General features: G+C 63.9%; 22 protein-coding genes. 8 read left to right on the forward strand and 14 right to left on the reverse strand.

Features of this window, described 5'->3' with window-relative positions; all coding sequences use genetic code 11:
* Positions 1–327 precede the first annotated feature (327 nt).
* The 12 genes from PHS32_RS12635 to PHS32_RS12690 form a co-directional block, all read right to left on the reverse strand.
* A complete protein-coding gene (locus PHS32_RS12635) occupies positions 328–537 on the reverse strand; it encodes a BrnA antitoxin family protein (protein WP_301079355.1) in 210 nt (69 codons plus the stop codon).
* Positions 538–546: 9 nt separating this feature from the next.
* Positions 547–828, reverse strand: coding sequence for a BrnT family toxin (locus PHS32_RS12640; protein WP_301079356.1), 282 nt, complete (start codon positions 826–828; stop codon positions 547–549).
* Between the two features lie 172 nt (positions 829–1,000).
* The gene (locus PHS32_RS12645; RefSeq protein ID WP_301079357.1) at positions 1,001–1,537 is read right to left on the reverse strand and encodes an AacA4 family aminoglycoside N(6')-acetyltransferase; all 537 of its coding nucleotides are present in this window, start codon (positions 1,535–1,537) and stop codon (positions 1,001–1,003) included.
* Positions 1,522–1,731, reverse strand: coding sequence for a hypothetical protein (locus PHS32_RS12650; RefSeq protein ID WP_301079358.1), 210 nt, complete (start codon positions 1,729–1,731; stop codon positions 1,522–1,524). Before PHS32_RS12650 ends, PHS32_RS12645 begins: the two co-directional genes overlap by 16 nt.
* 84 nt (positions 1,732–1,815) lie before the next feature.
* Positions 1,816–2,439 carry a class I SAM-dependent methyltransferase gene (locus tag PHS32_RS12655; RefSeq protein ID WP_301079359.1) on the reverse strand — a complete coding sequence of 208 codons (624 nt, stop codon included), beginning with the start codon at positions 2,437–2,439 and terminating at the stop codon, positions 1,816–1,818.
* Positions 2,440–2,464: 25 nt separating this feature from the next.
* Positions 2,465–3,073, reverse strand: coding sequence for a hypothetical protein (locus PHS32_RS12660; protein ID WP_301079360.1), 609 nt, complete (start codon positions 3,071–3,073; stop codon positions 2,465–2,467).
* A 253-nt stretch (positions 3,074–3,326) separates the two neighbouring features.
* Positions 3,327–4,235, reverse strand: a complete 909-nt coding sequence (locus PHS32_RS12665) for an alpha/beta hydrolase (RefSeq protein ID WP_301079361.1) — start codon at positions 4,233–4,235, stop codon at positions 3,327–3,329.
* A 51-nt stretch (positions 4,236–4,286) separates the two neighbouring features.
* Complete coding sequence (locus PHS32_RS12670; protein ID WP_301079362.1) at positions 4,287–4,775, reverse strand: nuclear transport factor 2 family protein; 489 nt, start codon at positions 4,773–4,775, stop codon at positions 4,287–4,289.
* Positions 4,776–4,880: 105 nt separating this feature from the next.
* A complete protein-coding gene (locus PHS32_RS12675; RefSeq protein ID WP_301079363.1) occupies positions 4,881–5,642 on the reverse strand; it encodes an amino acid ABC transporter ATP-binding protein in 762 nt (253 codons plus the stop codon).
* Positions 5,639–6,289: an amino acid ABC transporter permease gene (locus PHS32_RS12680; protein WP_301079364.1), complete on the reverse strand. Its 651-nt coding sequence runs from the start codon at positions 6,287–6,289 to the stop codon at positions 5,639–5,641. Before PHS32_RS12680 ends, PHS32_RS12675 begins: the two co-directional genes overlap by 4 nt.
* Before the next feature lie 18 nt (positions 6,290–6,307).
* On the reverse strand, positions 6,308–6,964 hold the full coding sequence (locus PHS32_RS12685) for an amino acid ABC transporter permease (RefSeq protein WP_301079365.1): 657 nt from the start codon (positions 6,962–6,964) through the stop codon (positions 6,308–6,310).
* Positions 6,965–7,008: 44 nt separating this feature from the next.
* Entirely contained in the window at positions 7,009–7,800 is a 792-nt protein-coding gene (locus PHS32_RS12690; protein WP_301079435.1) for a transporter substrate-binding domain-containing protein, read from the reverse strand.
* 272 nt (positions 7,801–8,072) lie between these two features.
* Between PHS32_RS12690 and PHS32_RS12695 the strand changes: the two genes are divergently transcribed.
* From PHS32_RS12695 to PHS32_RS12715, 5 genes are all read left to right on the forward strand, one after another.
* On the forward strand, positions 8,073–8,948 hold the full coding sequence (locus tag PHS32_RS12695; protein WP_301079366.1) for a MurR/RpiR family transcriptional regulator: 876 nt from the start codon (positions 8,073–8,075) through the stop codon (positions 8,946–8,948).
* A gap of 18 nt (positions 8,949–8,966) precedes the next feature.
* Positions 8,967–10,193 carry a diaminopropionate ammonia-lyase gene (locus PHS32_RS12700; protein WP_301079367.1) on the forward strand — a complete coding sequence of 409 codons (1,227 nt, stop codon included), beginning with the start codon at positions 8,967–8,969 and terminating at the stop codon, positions 10,191–10,193.
* Positions 10,190–11,440, forward strand: a complete 1,251-nt coding sequence (locus PHS32_RS12705; RefSeq protein WP_301079368.1) for a Zn-dependent hydrolase — start codon at positions 10,190–10,192, stop codon at positions 11,438–11,440. The genes PHS32_RS12700 and PHS32_RS12705 overlap by 4 nt, the downstream gene beginning before the upstream one ends.
* Positions 11,441–11,458: 18 nt before the next feature.
* Entirely contained in the window at positions 11,459–12,418 is a 960-nt protein-coding gene (locus PHS32_RS12710; protein ID WP_301079369.1) for an N-carbamoyl-D-amino-acid hydrolase, read from the forward strand.
* Positions 12,419–12,570: 152 nt separating this feature from the next.
* Positions 12,571–14,850, forward strand: a complete 2,280-nt coding sequence (locus tag PHS32_RS12715) for a nitric-oxide reductase large subunit (protein WP_301079370.1) — start codon at positions 12,571–12,573, stop codon at positions 14,848–14,850.
* 73 nt (positions 14,851–14,923) lie between these two features.
* Here the strand turns inward: PHS32_RS12715 and PHS32_RS12720 are convergent, their stop codons facing one another.
* Entirely contained in the window at positions 14,924–15,394 is a 471-nt protein-coding gene (locus PHS32_RS12720; RefSeq protein WP_301079371.1) for an Rrf2 family transcriptional regulator, read from the reverse strand.
* A 135-nt stretch (positions 15,395–15,529) separates the two neighbouring features.
* Between PHS32_RS12720 and ytfE the strand changes: the two genes are divergently transcribed.
* Together ytfE and PHS32_RS12730 are read left to right on the forward strand one after the other, a co-directional pair.
* The gene (gene ytfE, locus PHS32_RS12725) at positions 15,530–16,255 is read left to right on the forward strand and encodes an iron-sulfur cluster repair protein YtfE (RefSeq protein ID WP_301079372.1); all 726 of its coding nucleotides are present in this window, start codon (positions 15,530–15,532) and stop codon (positions 16,253–16,255) included.
* 45 nt (positions 16,256–16,300) lie between these two features.
* Positions 16,301–16,504: a DUF3079 domain-containing protein gene (locus PHS32_RS12730; protein WP_301079373.1), complete on the forward strand. Its 204-nt coding sequence runs from the start codon at positions 16,301–16,303 to the stop codon at positions 16,502–16,504.
* A 17-nt stretch (positions 16,505–16,521) separates the two neighbouring features.
* Here the strand turns inward: PHS32_RS12730 and PHS32_RS12735 are convergent, their stop codons facing one another.
* Positions 16,522–17,160 carry a LysE family translocator gene (locus PHS32_RS12735; RefSeq protein ID WP_301079374.1) on the reverse strand — a complete coding sequence of 213 codons (639 nt, stop codon included), beginning with the start codon at positions 17,158–17,160 and terminating at the stop codon, positions 16,522–16,524.
* A 97-nt stretch (positions 17,161–17,257) separates the two neighbouring features.
* On the opposite strand from PHS32_RS12735, the gene PHS32_RS12740 reads away from it, so the two are divergent.
* Positions 17,258–18,235 (forward strand): YafY family protein, encoded by a 978-nt coding sequence (locus tag PHS32_RS12740; RefSeq protein WP_301079375.1) that lies wholly within the window; start codon positions 17,258–17,260, stop codon positions 18,233–18,235.
* The last annotated feature ends 6 nt before the right edge of the window (positions 18,236–18,241 follow it).

An 18,241-nucleotide genomic window follows, 5' to 3' on the forward strand; every position in this document is an offset into this window, starting at 1 on the left:
CTGTGGAGATAAACGGCCACCGAAACGGTGGCACCAAGGGTTGGGGCCGCGTTAGCGACCCCGTTTTGCCGCTTTGAGCGGCTCACAATTTGAAAGCCCCCGGCTTTGCCGGGGGATGGTTACTCTCAATGGACGGATGCATATATTTCCAAGAGCGTCGAACACCGCAGCCAGCCGCTGCCGGAAGCGCGGAGCGCTCGCTGTTGGGAGGACTGAATTGCGGCTGATTCATGACAAAGCTGTTGCGAACGTCACTGCGGTTCAATGTCAATTTGCCAGCGTGATTGAGCCGCCAACGTTGTTAACCCGGCCCGTCGGAGCAAGCACTTACGACCAGTTCAAATTGAGCTTGCGATGGGAAGCGGCACAGTCTCGCAAATACAAATTGATGAGGCTCTGGTACGGAATGCCGGCTTCTTGCGATATCGACTTGAAGTAATCGATTGATTCTTCGTCAAGGCGAATGGTAATTTGCTTTTTAAGCTGGGCCGCATACGGGTTTTTCCTCGCAGCGGTGAAATCATATTCTTTGCGCATGGGTCACCTTCACGGGTAAGACTTTGATTCTTTGGCACTTGCTTTGCGGGCTGAGATGATTCGTATGACGTTGCCCTCGACACGATAGCAATGACACACCAGAAGCAAGCGCAGCGCGCTGCTCAAACCAAGCAAAACGAAACGGTCTTCGTTTTCGGAGTGGTCTGGGTCGTCAATCAGCTTGGCCCGCTCGTCAACGAAGACGGATTTGGCCTCATCAAAACTGACCCCATGTTTCTTTGCGTTTGCCGCAGCTTTGCGCTCATCCCATTCAAAGCTCAGACTTCTCATGGGCGAATGATAACTACAACGTAGTTACAAATCAAGCGGTGTTTGGCGTGAGATCGAAGGGGAAGGTTTAACGAAAGAAGCGGACTTCCCCGTCCCAAGCGAGCCGCGACCGGTCGGGGTTGCGGTTAACGGCAACTTGAAGTTTTCGCTGAAATCCGGAACCCCGGCGCGCTCAGGTCGGCAAAGGCCTTTCTTGCAGCATGTACTGGGCCGGCCCATCAGGTGTCACGACGATCTTGACACGCCGAAAGCCCGACTTCTCGTAGCAGCGTATTGCTCTCAGGTTGGCGGGGTCCGGATCGGTCTGGATTTTGGTTACTGCCGGGTCTTGGAAGAGCAACTTGACCATAGCGATGACTACCTGAGTTCCGAGCCCTCTTCCAAGGTGGGTGTCCTCGGATAAGAACTGATCGATTCCGCGAACGCCGGGATCGGTTTCCTCCTCCCACCAGCCGCCGCCGCATCCGATTGGCACGTATGACTGGGCATAGGCAATCGCCTGCCCGTGAAGCATGGCGATGTAGGGCGTGACCCGCTCTTCTGCCATGACTCTTGGCAGGTACTTGGCCCTGGTTTGCGCGGGCGTGAGCCGCTCATCCCTATCGCCCCACCACTCAAGGACGTGTGGCCGTTGCAGCCATTCGTGCAGCAGTGGAATGTCCGGCTCCGTCATCAGGCGGAGCGTGACTGGAGTCAGTCCGGTGGGCACGGTAAATCGTTTTGTGCCGCCTGACGCTGACGATGAACGGACGACAACGGTGCACTCGCCGACTCCTCGTGGCCGAACCAGAGCGGGAGCGTGCGCAGCACGCGTTCGCATTCGTCCTCGATGCCGGTGAGTGGACCGCGGATGTTCATGATGCGGCTTTCAGGAGATGCAATTGTCAGAAAGTGGCGCTTCATGGGCATGTCGTGGATCGTTTCGTCGGGAGGAGCCCTTGGCGTCTGGCGTCATGTCCGGAGCAGGATCTTCTCCATGCACCGCTCCTATTGCGCCTTCTTCGCCACAATGAACACAGCCTTGTTTTTGCCCGGTTGCCATTGGTAGTCGATCCCGAAACCGGCTTCGGTCAAACGGGTTACCAATTCTCCTGTGGTAAAGACCTTGACCAAGGGCAGAAAACCTAAAAATCTTCCAATGGGCGCGACAAGCTTCAGAAACTTCATGGTGTCTCCCAGGCAGGCCGTGCTGGTGACGAAAATGCCGCCGGGTTTGAGCATTTGGTGCACCCTGGCGATGACCTCCTCCTTGTTGTCCAGCAGGTGCAAGATGTTGAGCCCCAACACGGCATCCAGGGTTCGATCGGGAGCGCTGAAATCAGCTATGGCCGAGCACTTGAAAGTGATGTTTTTGATATGTCCCGCGTCCGCTTTGGCTTGGGCGATTTCAATCATCTTGGATGAGATATCCGTCGCCAGAATATGTTTCACATAAGGCGCATGGGCCATGGCGGTCGACCCGGTTCCGCAGCCAAACTCCAGCAGCTCCATGTCCGGCCGGAAATATTCGCGCGTGACCTGCAGCTTCTTTTCGTAAGCCGCCTCATCGGCAACGGGTTGCCTCGAATAGCGCGCCGCGATTCTGTCCCAAAATTTGACCGACCGATCCATCGCCGCCTCCGTTTGCGTCTTGCCCTTATCGCGCAGTGTCCGTGTTGGTTGCCGGCTTGACCCCTTGTACCTTCTCCACCGCGGGATCACCGGCCCTATCGACCAAGGCCACTTCACTCAAGCCCAGTTCCGTTTGCATGTACTCGCGAACTGCCATCAAGGAAAAGGCGAATGTGGAAAATCCAAAAATCCCCAAATACGACGCAAAGAAGCACGCTTGCGAAGCAAACGACAAGTTCCGAGTGGTTCCTTTCGCCAGCATTTCAGCCAGCGTGCTATTCGGCGGGAATACCTGCGCATCCAGGCTGGCGTATAGCGCGGAGTGGTAGCCGACAATGCTCGCCGCAGTGAGGATGATGGCGACCAGTGGCAGCCACGACACCATAAAACGCCCGACGATCCGGCTGCGTTTGCCCCAGCTTTCGGGGCGCAGGTACGTGCCGATTCGGTGCCGCCGATAAAACACGAACGCCACTATGAGAAAGCAAAACATCGAACAATAGGCGGTCAAAAATAATGTGTGTTCCTGGTAGGTCGGGATTACTTTTCCAGCGGTTACCGGAATAGGAAGCGCCGCGGCAATGACCGGTGCCGAGCCCATATAGCCACGAAAGAAGCTGGCGAACTTATTCATGCGGCCGAGTTGATGGCTTGTCTCCGTCATAGATGCCTCCCACGCAAGATAGACCATGTTGGACCGGACCGCCGGCACAGGCGATCACGCTGGGGGTTTGAAGAGGTCCCTCTTTTGTTGGAGCAAATTATGACCGGGCGCGATGCGGGTTGGCGCGGAGTTGTGGATGCCAGGGCAAACCAAGTCTCAATCGTGGCAGCTTGCCAACACTGTTCGCTCAGCCGTGTCCTGAAGGTGGACGCTGAGCAAACGCCTACCGGCCTTGCCCAAAAAACGCCAGCAGCGCCGCCGCCGTCTGCTGCGGCAACTCCTCCGGAATGAAATGCCCGGCCGGCAGGGCTTGCCCGGTCACGCTGCCGGCGCATTGCGCCTGCCAGAGTTCCAGCGGCTTGAACAACCGGTGCACCACGCCGCGCTGGCCCCACAGCAGCAGCGTGTCGCAGGCGATCTTGTCGCCTTGGGCGCGGCTGGCGCGGTCGTGTTCCAGGTCGATGCCGGCGCTGGCCCGGTAGTCTTCGCAGACGGCGTGAAGGGTGGCCGGGTTGCCGAAACAGCGTTCGTACTCGGCCAGCGCCGCCGGCTCGATGTGGTCCAGGCCTTGCGCGCCCCAGCCGCCCAGTTTGGCGTGCAGATAGGCCAGCGCGCTGCCCATGATCATGGTCTCGGGCAGGGGCGCCGGCTGGATCAGGTGAAACCAGTGGTCGTAGGCGCACGCAAATTCAAAGTCGGTGGCGGCGTACATGTCCAGCGTCGGTGCGATGTCGATCAGGCACAGCCGTCGCACCCGCCGCGGGTGGTCCAGCGCCAGCCGGTGCGCCACGCGGGCGCCGCGGTCGTGGCCGCAGACATCAAAAGAAGCCACGTCCAGCGCGTCCATCAGCGCCACCATGTCCTGCGCCATGGCACGTTTGCTGTAGTTGCTGTGGTCGGCCAGGCCCGGTGCCTTGGACGAGTCGCCGTAGCCGCGCAAGTCCGGCAGCACCAGATAGAAATCGTGCTTCAGCTGGCGTGCCACCCGGTGCCACATCACATGGGTTTGCGGAAAACCGTGCAGCAACAGCAACGCCGGCCGGCCGGCCGGCAAGCCGCGCGAGACCCGGGCCTGGATATGCTGGTCATTGAAGTCGAAGTAGCGCGTCTCAAAATCTTCAAACCAGTGCATCAGGCGTTCTCGTGTTCAGGGGATTTTTTGTCGTGTCCGGCAGCGGCTGCCTCAGGGCTGGCCGGCCAGGAATTTTTTCAGGTTGGCGCCGGCTTGCGCCTGCACCTTGGCGCGCAGCATGGGCGTCCAGCTCAGCAGCAGGCCCGGCGCCCCCAGGGCCTGGCGCGACCAGCGCCAGAAGCTGAAGCGGTCCCTGTGGCTGGCAATCAGGCCCTCCGGGGTGAAGGTGAACTGGGCATCGATGATGTTGTGCACCAGCCGGCCGGTGGCGCTGAAGCGGTAATGCGCTTCCCAGTGCGCGCTGGCGCTGCGGCCATCGGCCTGGACGGCGCTGAACTCCAGTTTCCACTCCTCGCGCCCCTTGGCCTGGGTGGCGGCGCACAGCATGCGCCACATGCCGCCGGCCTCGCGCCGTCCGCGCAGCGAGAACACCGGGTCGTCAAAGCGCACGTCCGGCGCGTAGCAACTGACCATGTTGTCGGCGTCCAGCGCCTGAAAGGCGCGATAGAACTTGGTCACGGTTTGTTGGTTGGCATTCATGGGGGCTCCGGCAAGAAATGAGGGTGCTGCGCGAGCGCGAAGGTTACCGTAAATTCTCCAATCACGTGCGCCAGCGCCCGCGCCCGGAAAACAGCGTCGCGGCGTCTACTTGAGCGCCGACAGAAACTGTTGCAGCTCGGGCGTGCGGGGCTGCGTGAACAAGGTCTCGGGCGCGCCCATTTCATGCACCTTGCCCTGGTGCATGAAGACCACGCGGTCGCTGACCTTGCGCGCAAAACTCATCTCGTGGGTCACGATGATCAGGGTCATGCCCTCCAGCGCCAGCCGCTCCACCACCTGCAGCACCTCGCCCACCAGCTCGGGGTCCAGCGCCGAGGTGATTTCGTCGCACAGCAAGACTTCCGGGTTCATCGCCAGCGCACGCGCAATCGCCACCCGCTGCTGCTGCCCGCCCGACAGGCGATCCGGCAGGCTGTCGAACTTGTCGGCCAGCCCGACGCGCTCCAGCAACTGCTCGGCGCGCTGGCGGGCCTCCATCTTGGGCAGAGCTTTGACCAGGGTCGGCGCCAGCATCACGTTGCGTCCGGCGCTCAAGTGCGGGAACAGGTTGAAGCTCTGAAAAATCATGCCCACGTTCTGGCGCAGTTCGCGCATGGCCCGCGGGTTGCCGGGCTGCAAGGCCTGGCCGTCGACCCGCAGCTCGCCCTGCTGAAAGTCTTCCAGTCCGTTGATGCAGCGCAGCAGTGTACTTTTGCCGGAGCCGCTCTTGCCGATGACGCACACCACCTCGCGCCGCCCGACCTGCAGATCGATGCCCTTGAGCACTTCGTGGGTGCCATAGCGCTTGCGCAGGCCGCGGATATCGACCAGCGGAAAAGACGGTGCGGATTCGGAAGTTGAGGTCATGGTTGGGGTCGGAGTTTTTGCTCGATGCGCCGGCTCCACATCGACAGCGGCAGGCACAGCGCGAAATACATCAAGCCGACGCAGCCGTACACCAGAAACGGCTTGTAGGTGGCGTTGGCAATCAACTGGCCGGCCTTGGTGATCTCGACGAAGCCGATCACGGAAGTCAGCGCCGTGCCCTTGATGACCTGCACCAGGAAACCCACCGTGGGTGCCACGGCGAGGCGGCTGGCCTGCGGAAAAATCACGTGGCGCAACTGCTCGCGCAGATTCAGCGCCAGGCTGCTGCTGGCCTCCCACTGGCCGCGCGGCACGGCGTCGACGCAGCCGCGCCAGATCTCGGTCAGGTAGGCACTGGTGTAGAGCGTCAGGCAGACCGCGGCGGCCAGCAGCGGCGAGGTGTCGACACCCAGCAGGGCCAGGCCGAAGTAGGTCAGAAAGATCTGCATCAGCAGCGGCGTGCCCTGAAACAGTTGCACGTACAGCGCGACGCCGCGCCGGGCCCCGGGCCAGCCGGCCAGCCGGGCCAGCAGCAACGCCAGGCCGACCAGGCCGCCGCCGACAAAGGCGATCATGGACAGGCCCACGGTCCAGCGCAGAGCCAGCAGCAGCTGGTGCACGATGTCCCAAAGTGTGAATTCGACCATCTTGCTATTACCGTGCCCTCAGCGGCCGAAGATGAAGCGCGGCCCCAGCCAGTTCAGCGCCTGGCGCAGCAGCACGGCCAGCAGCAGGTACTCGGCGGTGACGATGATGTAGGCCTCGAAGCTGCGGAAGGTGCGGCTGGAGATCAGGTTCGCGGCGTAAGAGGCTTCCTCGGTCGAGATCTGGCTGCACACCGCCGAGCCCAGCATCACGATGATGATCTGGCTGACCAGCGCCGGCCAGACGCGCGCGAGTGCCGGCGGCAGCACCACGCGGCTGAATGTCTGCCAGCCGTTGAGCGCCAGGCTTTGCGCCGCCTCCAGCTGGCCGCGCGACGTCGCCTCGATGCCGGCGCGGATGATTTCACTGGCGTAGGCGCCCAGATTGAGCACCATGGCCAAAATACTGGCGACCTCGGGCGAGAGCCGCACGCCGGCCGCCGGCAGGCCAAAGAAGACAAAGAACAGCTGGATGATGAAGGGCGTGTTGCGGATCAGCTCCACATAGCCGCCCACCAGCGCCCGCAAGCCGGCCCCGCCGTGCCCGCGTGACCAGGCGCAGGCAATGCCCAGCAGCGTGCCCAGCAGCGCTGCCGCCAGGCTCAGCAGGCTGGTCAGCGTCAGCCCCTTGAGCAGCATGGGCCACTGCGCCAGCACCACCAGGAAATCAAACGTCATGCGACCTGCGCTCTAAGGAATTGCAGTCAACGCGCCATTGCGCCCTATTCCGGCAGGTTGCCGGTGCCGCGGCCCAGCCAGCGCTGCGCATAGGCTTCCAGCGTGCCGTCGGTCTTGGCCTGCTTGATGATGGCGTTGACCTTGTCCAGCAAGGCCTGCTCGCCCTTGCGCACACCGATGAAGTTGGGCGAATCCTTCAGCAGCAGCTTGTACTCGGCCTCGATCTGCGGATTTTTTTGCACCGCCAGCGCGGCCACGGCGGCGCCGGTGGCGATCAACTGAGTCTGCTGCGAGACGAAGGCGGCGACGGTCGAGTTGTCGTCTTCAAAGCGCTGGATCTTCAAGGTGGGCGGCGCCACTTGCTGCAGCACGTCGTCCTGGATCGTGCCGCGCGTCACGGCAATGGTCTTGCCGCCCAGATCGGCAAAGTTCTTGATGGTCAGCGCTTTCGGCCCGAACACCGCCTGGTAGAACGGCGCGTAGGCGATCGTGAAGTCGATCACCTTCTGGCGCTCGGCGTTCTTGCCCAGGGCCGAGACGATCAGGTCGATCTTTTTGGTTTGCAGATAGGGAATGCGGTTGGGCGTGCTGACCGGCACCAGTTCCGCCTTGACGCCCAGCTTGTCGGCAATCAGCTGCGCCACGGCGACATCGAGCCCCTGCGGCTTGAAGTCCGGACCCATGAAACCGTAAGGCGGAAAGTCGGTCGGAATGCCCAGGGCAATCGACTTCTTCGCCAGCACCTTGCTGAGCGAATCATCGGCATGGGCCGGAGCCGACAGCAGCACAAGACCGGCCAGCAGGCCGGTGACGCAGGAGAGGAATCTGGATTTCATGGCGTAGCGATGGCAAAAGTTGAACATGCGCTGGCTAGGCAAGTTGCGTGCCACGCGCCTGCCGCGGGGTGCCGTCAACGCCGATGCGCCCTCTGCCGCAAAACGACGGACGCTGGCGGGCATCGAATTTGCATGATGGGCTGCGAGCCATGAAATTGAGGTTTCATAGAATATTGATATGAAACAGAAGTTTCATGCTGGTGCGGGCCATGCCTCAAATTGGTGAGGTCCGCACCGAAGTTGAATACCCGTCCCTCCGCGATAGCCCAAAAATGACCCAACCCTGCGAATCCCTGGCCGCCAAAATCCGCCAGGCCTACGACGCACTGTCCGTCACCGAGCGCAAGCTGGCCGACGTGGTGCTGACCCGGCAAAAGGATTTGCTGAGCTACTCGGCGACCGAACTGGCGAAGCTGGCCGGCGTCTCCAAGGCCAGCGCCGCGCGCTTTTTCAGGCGCCTGGGTTTCGCCGATTTCCATGCCTTCCGGCAGCATGTGCGCAGCCAGGTGTCGCAGCAATCGCCGCTGTTTCGCATGGACCTCAGCCGGACCCGGCAAAGCGCCCTCAGCCGGCTGGAGCAGCACGTGCAGCAGGATGCGCTGCGCCTGCGCGCCCTGCTCGACGGCGCCAGTGACGACACGCTGGAGCGTGCCCTGGCGCTGTTGACGCAGGCCCGCCGCATCCTGGTGGTGGGCTACCGCAACAGCGCGATGACGGCCTTCCATGCGCATGCCCTGCTGTCGCAAGTGCGGCCCGGTGTGCAGTTGCTCAACGACATGGCCGGCCAGGCCGCCGAAATGCTGGCCGACCTGGACGCCACCGACGTCCTGCTGGTGCTGGACTTCAGACGCCGCACGCGCCGCCTGGCACCCCTGGTGGCGGCGGCGCGCAGCGCCAAGGTCCGCCTGCTGCTGCTGACCGATGCCCAGTTGTCGGCGCTGACCTCGCAAGCCGCGGTGGTCCTGCATTGCCCCAGCCCCGGTGCAACGCCAATGCAGCAGATCTTCGACTCCTATGTGGCGGCGGTCAGTCTGGTGAACTACCTGGCCGGCGCCGTCGCCGCCCGGACGCGCAAACAGGCGCGCAGCCGCATGGCCCGCATCGAGGACTTGCATACGCTGCTGCACGATCTTGAAACCGATTCTTAACCCTTGGGTCTTTTCCTCATGTCCGAACTTCCCAGCATCGCCAGCACGGTTTTCCTGAATCCGGCGCGCCAGCGCAGCCAGCCCTATGGCGCGCAGCGCGCTCAAATCCTCCGGGCCGCGGCGCTGGCGCAAGCAGAACAGGCGATCACGGCCTGGCCCGGCTACCGAGTCACGCCTTTGCACGCCCTGCCACAGCTGGCCGGCGCGCTGGGCGTGGCCGCCATCCATTACAAGGACGAAGGCTCGCGCTTCGGTCTGGGCAGCTTCAAGGCACTGGGCGGCGCCTATGCCGTGGCCCGCTTGCTGTGCCGCGAGCTGGGGCCACGCCTGGGCCGCAGCCTGGGCAGCGCCGACCTGTTGCTGCCGCAAGTGCGCCAGGCCTGCGCCGGCATCACCGTCAGCTGCGCCACCGACGGCAACCACGGCCGCTCGGTGGCCTGGGGCGCGCAGTTGTTCGGCTGCCGCTGTGTCATCTACATCCACGCCACGGTGAGCGAGGGGCGCAAGCAAGCCATAGCGCGTTACGGCGCGCAAGTGGTTCGCACCGCCGGCAACTACGACGAGGCGGTGCGCCAGGCCGACCGCGACGCTCGCGCCAACGGCTGGTTCGTGATTTCCGACACCTCCTACCCCGGCTATATGGACGTGCCGCGCGATGTCATGCAAGGCTATCAGCTGATGGTGGCCGAGGCGGTCCGGCAGTTGGACCAGTGGCCCACCCACGTTTTTGTGCAGGCCGGCGTGGGCGGTTTTGCCGCCGCCGTTTGCGCCTATTTCTGGGAGCGCGATGCCGCCCGGCGCCCCTTCTTCGGGGTGGTGGAGCCGAGCGCGGCCGACTGCCTGATGCAAAGTGCGCGCAACGGCCGGGTTACCGCCGTGACGGGTGAGCTGGACACCTTGATGGCGGGGCTGGCTTGCGGCGAGGTGTCCCTGCTGGCCTGGGACATCCTGGCGCAGGGCGCCGATGCGTTTTGCAGCGTTGATGACCAGGCGGCGGTGGCCACCATGCGCCTGCTGGCGCACCCGCTGGGGGCGGACCCCGCGATCGTGGCCGGCGAGTCGGCTGTGGCGGGTTTGGCAGCAGCCATCGGCGTGCTGCGCGACCCGGCGGCCCGCGCCGCACTGGCGCTGGACGCCAGCAGCCGCCTCCTGTTCTTCGGCAGCGAAGCCGACACCGACCCGGCGCTGTACCAGCAACTGGTGGGCGCCAGTGCGGACGATATCCGGCAAGGCGCAGCGGCATGAGCGCTCCGGCAATCAACGCACAGCGACTGTTGGACAGCCTGCAAGAGTTAGGTGCGTGCGGCGCCTTGCCGGGCGGCGGCGTCAATCGGCTGGCTTTCAGCGACGCCGACAGATTGGGCCGCGACTGGACCGTGGCGCGCATGCGGGCGCTGGGCATGACGGTCAGCGTGGACGGCATCGGCAATGGCGTGGCCGTTTATCCGGGCAGCGAGGAACTGCCCCCGGTCATGATGGGATCGCACATCGACACCGTGCGCACGGGTGGCCTGTACGACGGCAACCTGGGTGTGCTGGCCGGCCTGGAAGTGATTGCCACCCTGCGTGATGCGGGCCTGCGCACCCGGCGCCCGCTGGCCGTGGCCTTTTTCAGCAACGAGGAGGGCGCGCGCTTTCAGCCCGACATGATGGGCAGCCTGGTCTATGTCGGCGCGCTGCCGCTGGCGCAGGCGCTGGACACGTCGGGCATCGATGGCGCTACCGTCGGCGACGAACTGCAACGCATCGGCTACCGGGGCACGGCGCCGGTAGGCCAACCGCAGGTCGACAGTTTTATCGAGCTGCACATCGAGCAGGGCCCGGTGCTGCACCAGCAAGGCTTGCCGATCGGCGTGGTGGAGGGCGTGCAAGGCATCTCGTGGACCGAGTTCACCCTGGAGGGCAACGCCAACCACGCCGGCACCACGCCCATGGCGCTGCGCCGCGACGCGGCGTACGCGGCAGCCTGCATCACCACCTTCGTGCATGACCTGGCGCTGCGCTACGGCGGGCGTCAGATCGCCACTGTCGGCTCGATTCAGCTCACGCCCAACCTGATCAACGTGATTGCCCAGCGCGCCGTGCTGACGGTGGACTTGCGCAACACCGATGAGGCCATGCTGGCGCGCGCCGAACTGGAGGTGCTGGCCTATGCGCAACAGACGGCCGCCGCCCAGGGCGTGACTTGCCGCCAGCGAACACTGGCACGCTTTGAGCCGGTGGCCTTCGACCCGGCGCTGGTGAACCTGGTGGAGCAGCAAGCCCGTGCCCTGGGCCTGGCCACGCTGCGCCTGCCCAGCGGCGCCGGCCACGACGCGCAGATGCTGTCGCGCGTCTGCCCGACGGCCATGATCTTTGTGCCCAGCGTCGACGGCCTGAGCCACAACGTGCGCGAGTTCACCACGCCAGAGCACTTGGCGCAGGGTGCCCAGGTGCTGCTGCAAGTGGTGCTGAAGCTGGCCAACCGCCCACAGAGTGCTCTTGATTTTTAAACCGGATTGGAATTTGTCATGCCCCGTTATGTGAACGTCGCGCTGGGCCAACTGGGCCCGATCCAGCGCCAGCACAGCCGAACCCAGGTGGTGGCCCGGCTGTGCGCCCTGATGCGCGAGGCGCACGCGGTCGGCGCGCAGCTGATCGTCTACCCCGAGCTGGCGCTGACCACTTTCTTTCCGCGCTGGTACATGCAGGACGAGGACGAGATCGACAGCTTCTTCGAGCGCGAGATGCCCAGCGCCGCCACGCTACCCCTGTTTGAACTGGCGCACAAGCTGGGCGTGGGCTTTTACCTGGGCTACGCCGAACTGGCGCAGGAACAGGGCAACAAGGTGCGCTACAACTCCTCGATCCTGGTCGACCGCAGCGGAACCATCATCGCCAAGTACCGCAAGGTCCACCTGCCGGGCCACCGCGAACATGAGCCCTGGCGGCGCTTCCAGCACCTGGAAAAACGCTATTTCACACCAGGTCGGCGTTTTGACGTGACGCCGGCCTTTGGCGGCGTGGTCGGCATGGCCTTGTGCAACGACCGGCGCTGGGCCGAGACCTACCGCGTGATGGGGCTGCAAGGCGTGGAGATGGTGCTGATCGGCTACAACACGCCGGTGCACAACGCGCCGGCGCCGCAGCACGACGACTTGTCGCTGTTTCACAACCAGTTGGCGATGCAGGCCGGCGCTTACCAGAACGGCTGCTGGGTGGTGGGCGTGGCCAAGGCCGGGGTGGAGGAAGGGGTCGACAGCATCGGCGGCAGTTGCATCATCGCGCCCTCCGGCGAGCTGGTGGCGCGTTGCCTGAGCAAAGACGACGAGATGGCGCTGGCGCGTAGCGACCTGGACTTTTGCGCGGTCTACCAGAAAACCACTTTCAATTTCGACCTGCACCGCCGCCCCGAGGCCTACGCCATGATCGTCCAACGCAAAGGCCTGACCCTGGCCGCCGATGGCACGCCGTGGGCAACTGCTGAATAAATCCCTCTGTGTCCGCTAGCAGACAGACATCACTATAAAGATGCATTTATATTGAATCTTTTCAAAGATTCATGTAAGATGCATCATTAGTAAGCTTCGATTCGAACTTACATCCACGTCTGTTTCAACGCTACCGATAAGGAATCCTCGCCATGCACGCAACGCGCAAACTCTGGACCTGGCTGGCCGTCATCTGTGTACTGTCTTTTGCCGTTTTAGGCTGGGTCGGGACCGAGATCTACCTGACGGCGCCGCCCATTCCCAAACAAGTCATCAGCAGCAACGGAACGGTGCTGTTCTCCGAGGGACAGATCCAGCGCGGGCAGGAAGCCTGGCTGTCGGCCGGCGGCCAGCAACTGGGCACCGTCTGGGGCCACGGCAGCTATGTCGCGCCGGACTGGTCGGCCGACTGGCTGCACCGTGAAGCGCTGGCCTTGCGCGCGATCTGGTCGCAACGCGATTTCGGCAAATCCTTCGAGCAACTGAGCATTGGCCAGCAAGCCGAACTCAATGGCCGGCTGAAGCACGAAATGCGGCGCAACACTTATGACGCCACGACCGACAGCATCGCCGTTTCGGCGGACCGTGCCGAAGCGATAGAACAAGTCAGGCAGCATTACACGGGCTTGTTCGGCAACGACCCCTCCCTGGACAAGCTGCGCGAGCAGTACGCCATGAACGCCGGCTCCCTGCCCGACCCGCTTGACCTGCAGGCGCTGCCGGCCTTCATGTTCTGGGCGGCTTGGTCGGCCGCCACCGACCGACCGGGCCAGACCGACCTGAGCTACACCAGCAACTGGCCGCACGAAGCGCTGGTCGACAACGTGCCAACGGCCGGTGCCGGCATCTGGTCCATCGCCAGCATCATCTTGATGATCGCCGCCATCGCCGGCATGATCCTGTACCACTCGACGACCCGGGAGGAGGGCGATCCGACGCCACCCAAGACCGATCCGCTGTTCGACCTGAAACCGACGCCGTCGATGAAGGCGACGCGCAAATACTTCTACGTCGTGATCGGCCTGATCCTGGCCCAGGTCGCCATGGGCGCCCTCACCGCGCACTACGCGGTGGAGGGGCACAGCTTCTTCGGCTTCCCGCTGGCGCAGATCCTGCCCTATACGGTGAGCCGCACCATCCACACCCAGTTCGCCGTGCTGTGGATCGCCACCGCCTGGCTGGCCACCGGCCTGTACATCGCGCCGGCGATCTCGGGGCACGAGCCCAAATACCAGAAGCTGGGTGTCGACCTGCTGTTCTACGCCCTGCTGTTCATCGTCGTCGGCTCCACCGCTTTTGGCTGGCTGGGCTCACTGCAGCACCTGGGCAATGGTTTCAGCTTCTGGGTCGGCAACCAAGGCCTGGAATTCACCAGCATGGGACGCGTCTGGCAAGTGCTGCTGTTTGTCGGCCTGCTGTTCTGGGTCACCTTGCTGGGGCGTGGCCTGTGGCCGGCCCTGAAGACGCCGTCCGAGAGCCGCGGCCTGATTGCCATGGTGTTCCTGGCCGCGCTGTGCATCGGCGGCTTCTATGCCACCTCGCTGACCTGGGGGCCGCATACGCATTACTCCATGATCGAATACTGGCGCTGGTGGCTGGTCCACCTGTGGGTGGAAGGCTTCTTCGAAGTGTTTGCCACCGCCGTGATCGCCTTGTTGTTCACCCGCCTGGGCCTGATCCGCGCCAGCACGGCCAACAGCGCGATCGTGCTGGAAACCATCGTCTTCCTGTTCGGCGGCATCCTGGGCACCTTGCATCACCTGTACTTCACCGGCACGCCGACCTTTGTGATTGCCATCGGGGCCATGTTCTCGGCGCTGGAGGTAGTGCCGCTGGCGATGATAGGGGTGGAAGCCTATCGCAACTACCAGCGTTCCAAGGCGGCGCCCTGGGTGCAGACCTATAAATGGTCCATTCTGTGTTTCATCGCCGTCGGCTTCTGGAACGTGGTGGGCGCCGGCCTGCTGGGCTTCTCGATCAACACGCCGATCGCGCTGTACTACATGCAAGGCCTCAACATGACGGCGGCGCACGGCCACGCCGCGCTGTTCGGCGTCTACGGCATGCTGGGCATAGGCTTGCTGCTGTTCTGTCTGCGCGGCTTGTCGGATCGCGCCGCCTGGTCGGATCGGCTGCTGGCCCCCATGTTCTGGTCGCTCAACATCGGCCTGGCCATGATGGTGTTCATCTCGCTGGTGCCGGCCGGCATTTACCAGGCCTGGGCCAGCATCACCCAGGGCATGTGGTTTGCGCGCTCACCCGAGGTGGTTCACTCCAAGCTGATGGAAACACTGGTCTGGCTGCGCGTGCCGGGCGACCTGGTGTTTGCCCTGGGCACTGTGTTCCTGGCCTGGTTCGCCCTGCGTTTGCTGACCGGCGGCAAGCGCTCACTCCAGGCGGCGGTGCCGCTGGTGGGAAACAAGAGCGCCTGATTTCGGGGCCATGCCCCACGGACTTGAACCGACCGGGGGCGCCCGCCGCGCCACCCGGTTTTGCCGCGCCCGCCTACCTGGACGTCGTCAACTTGACCGCCGCGCGGCGTTTCGGCAAATTGGGCAGCCCGGCGCCGGACGAGGGCACCAGATCGGCCAGCGTGACGCCGTCGAGCACCTGCATATAGCTCTGCAAGGCCTGGTGCAGAACACTCTTCAGGCCGCAATGCCCGGTCAGCCGGCAACTGCCACTGGCCGAGTCGAAGCACTCCACCATGGTGAAGTCGGTCTCGGTATGGCGCACCACGGCGCCCAGCGCGATGTCCTTGGCCGATTTCAGCAGGCGCAGGCCGCCGCCGCGGCCACGCGTCGTTTCCAGCAAACCCTGGTTGGAGAGTTCCACCACGATTTTGGTCAGGTGGCTGCGCGAGATGTCGTGCGCGTCGGCGATCTCGGTGATCGTCACCGGCTCGGCGCGCCCCTCGCTGGCGGCGCAATACATCAGCACGCGCAGGCTGTAGTCGGTCCAACTGGTAAGTTTCATCGCAAGATCCTCTGGGTGGCCAATGGCGCCGCTCTGGGAAGTCCGAAAGCCAGGCAGCGTCTTAAAAGATGAACAAGTAATGCATTTTATCGGATAAAATATGCACACCGTATGAATCTTTGAAAGGAAACCTCAATGAACGCTCGAATCGAATTGCCGGAACCGCAGCTCTTCCTCAACCGCGCCGACCAGGCACTGGGCCAGATCGCGGTGCAATTGGCCGGTGCCACCGCCGTCTTTCGGCGCCTCAAGCTCGACTTCTGTTGCGGTGGCCAGATCAGCCTGCGCCAGGCCGCCCAGGACCGCAAACTGGACCTGGCAGCCGTGCTGGAGGAACTGGCCGGCTTGCAGCGCGGCAGTGACTTGCCCCACAGCACGGCGCCGGCGGCCTTGATCGACCACATTCTGGAGCGCTACCACGCGCTGCACCGCGTCCAACTGCCCGAGTTGATCCGGATGGCGCGGCGCGTCGAGGCGGTGCACCGTGAGCATCCCGATTTGCCGGCTGGCCTGGCGCAATTGCTGGAGGCCATGGAACGCGAGTTGTTGAGCCACATGGAAAAAGAGGAAGCCATTCTCTTTCCGATGCTCAAGGCCGGCGGCAATCCGTTTGTGGTGCATCCAATTGGCGTGCTGCGCAGCGAACACACCGGTCATGGCGAGCTGCTGGAGCGCCTGGCTGCCATGACCCACGACGCCACGCCGCCGGCAGACGCCTGCAACACCTGGCAGGCTCTGTACCTGGGGATCAGGCAACTGAACGACGACCTGATCAACCACATTCACCTCGAAAACAATGTGCTTTTTCCGCAGTTCGAGCCCAGCCAAAGCAGCGGCAATGGCTGTGGCTGCGCGGGCTGAATAGAATCAGACGGCTGCGTCCGGGAACGGCGCAGCCGCACCGTCATGGCAAAGAAATTTCCGATCCATCCCGAGCACCCCGAGCGACTTTGCTGGGGCTGCGACAAGTACTGCGCGGCCGATGCGCTGTTGTGCGGCAATGGCTCGGAGCGCACCCAGCACCCGGTTGAACTGTTCGGCGACGACTGGAAGACCTGGGGTCACGACTATGTGGCGGAGCCGGCAAAGACCGCGCCAATGGCTGATTGACATAGCGGGGCAGGGCTTCAGCGCCAGCCTTGCCAGCCGGTCCAGGCCGCCGCGAATATCAGAAACAAGCCGACGCCGCGCCCGATGGCGATCTGCTGGCGCGGATTGTTGCGCAGCCACAGGCGCAGGCTTCCGGCGCCCCAGGCCATGGCGCCGTAGACCAGGAACTGGGTCAGCGCGATGATCAAGCTCATGACGCTCGCCTGCACGGCCAGCGGTCCGTACTCGGGCCGCACGAATTGCGGAAAGACCGCCACCATGAAGACATAGGCCTTGGGATTCATCAGGCAGGACAGGGCACCGCGGGAAACAGTCCGCGCCACCGTCAGCCGCGGCACAGCGCCGACCTCGCCCAGCGCCGCGGCACCACGCCACAAGCTCCAGCCGATGTAGGCGATGTAGAGGGAGCCGGCCAGCAGCAAGGCGTTGAAGGCCAGCGGGTAAACGCTCAGCAGCAGGCCGACGCCCAGCGTCGCCATTACCACGTGCAGCACGCCGCCGCCGGCAATGCCGGCCACGGCCGCCAGGCCCAGCTTGCGGCCACCGGCCAGGGAACTGGCCATCACGTAAGCCATGTCCATGCCGGGCAGCGCGATGATGCCCAGAACCATCAGGGCAAACAGCCAGAGGTGGCTGGTTTCGGTCAATAAATACATGGCGTTCACTTCCTTGTTGGGGGGGTGGAGAGGACTGTAGGGCGCCATCCGGACACTATCTGTCCTGATTCATCGCTGGCCGTCATAAACTCGCGCCATGGCTTCCCCCACCACCCGCGTGCTGGCGCTGCTGGAACTGCTGCAGAACTTCGATGAGCTCAGCGGCAGCGAGTTGGCGCGCCGGCTCCAGGTCGATGAGCGCACGCTCAGGCGCTATGTCACCAAGTTGCAGGGCCTGGGCATCCCGGTGCAATCCGACCGCGGACGCTACGGCGCTTACCGCTTGACGCCCGGCTTCAAGCTGCCGCCCCTGATGTTCAGCGACGACGAGGCGCTGGCCATGTCTTTGGGGCTGCTGTTTGCCGCCGGCCTCGGGCTGGAGGGCAGCGAGACCGGTGCCCGCAGTGCGCAAAGCAAGCTGGAGCGTGTCATGCCCCAGGGCTTGCGCGCCAAACTGCGGGCCTTGTCGGCGACCATGCAGCTTGATCTGTCGCAACCGGTGGCTCCGGTGCAGAGCGCCGCGCTGCTGGAACTCAGCGCCGCCGCGCATGTGCGGCACCGGGTCTGGCTCCAGTACTGCGCTGCCAACGGTGCCGCCAGCGAGCGGGAGTTCGACTGCTACGGCCTGGCCTGGCGCGGTGGCCGTTGGTACGCCGTCGGCTACTGCCACCTCAGAAATGGTTTGCGCTCGTTCCGGCTGGACCGCATCCAAGCCGTGGCGCCACGCCCGCAATCGTTTGCGGCGCCCGCCGATTTCGATGCGGTGCGCCATCTGGCGCTGGGCCTGGCCACCTTGCCGCGGGCGCAAGCGGTGCGCGTGCTGCTGAAGACCGACATGGCGACGGCGCGCGCCGAGCTGTTCGCCGCCATCGGCTTGCTGGTGCCGATGGGCGACGCCGTGCTGCTGCACAGCCAGGTCGATGATCTGGCGTGGTACGCCCGGCAACTGGCGCGGCTGTCGTTCGATTTCGAAGTGCTGGAGCTGCTGGCCTTGCAGCAGGAGATCCGCAATGTGGCGGTTCGTCTGTTCCGACTGGGCAGCCGGTATGAGGTGAAGCCGCTGGGGTCGGCCTGAAGTGGC

Source organism: Rhodoferax sp. (assembly GCF_028714215.1).
Classification (GTDB): domain Bacteria; phylum Pseudomonadota; class Gammaproteobacteria; order Burkholderiales; family Burkholderiaceae_C; genus Rhodoferax.